The sequence below is a fragment of the Brenneria izbisi genome, from assembly GCF_025840185.1.
Lineage (GTDB): Bacteria > Pseudomonadota > Gammaproteobacteria > Enterobacterales > Enterobacteriaceae > Brenneria > Brenneria izbisi.
Genome location: NZ_JAMPJU010000051.1, coordinates 1 through 497 on the forward strand (window position 1 = coordinate 1; position 497 = coordinate 497).

2 tRNA genes are annotated in these 497 nt (G+C 47.7%); both read right to left on the reverse strand.

Annotation, left to right across the window (positions count from 1 at the left end):
* Positions 1-122: 122 nt before the first annotated feature.
* Positions 123-198: transfer RNA gene (locus NC856_RS17695), tRNA-Ala, on the reverse strand.
* 123 nt (positions 199-321) lie between these two features.
* A tRNA-Ile gene (locus NC856_RS17700) sits at positions 322-398 on the reverse strand.
* Positions 399-497 lie beyond the last annotated feature (99 nt).

Here is a 497-nt window from a genome sequence, read left to right on the forward strand (position 1 = left end):
ACGACAACATCATCATTAAAGATGATCGTCGCCGCATCGTTTCAAATTTCAGCTTGTTCCAGATTGTTAAAGAGCAAAATACTTCGCAGCATACTGTCGCCAATACGCTCTGAAGTCTTTTATGGTGGAGCTATGCGGGATCGAACCGCAGACCTCCTGCGTGCAAAGCAGGCGCTCTCCCAGCTGAGCTATAGCCCCATGACTTACAGATACCTTCAGATACCACTCATAGAAGAGTTAACGCCTTTCCACACAAAGCCTGAAATGACTACACATACATTCGTATGCAAATCATTTCACAACGCAGCGGGGGAAAGCATTTGGTAGGCCTGAGTGGACTTGAACCACCGACCTCACCCTTATCAGGGGTGCGCTCTAACCACCTGAGCTACAAGCCTATAAGGTATTTCTGCTCATGCTTTTCATCAGACAATCTGTGTGGACACGTCACTCAACTCACATCTCTGTGTTAAGGAGGTGATCCAACCGCAGGTTCC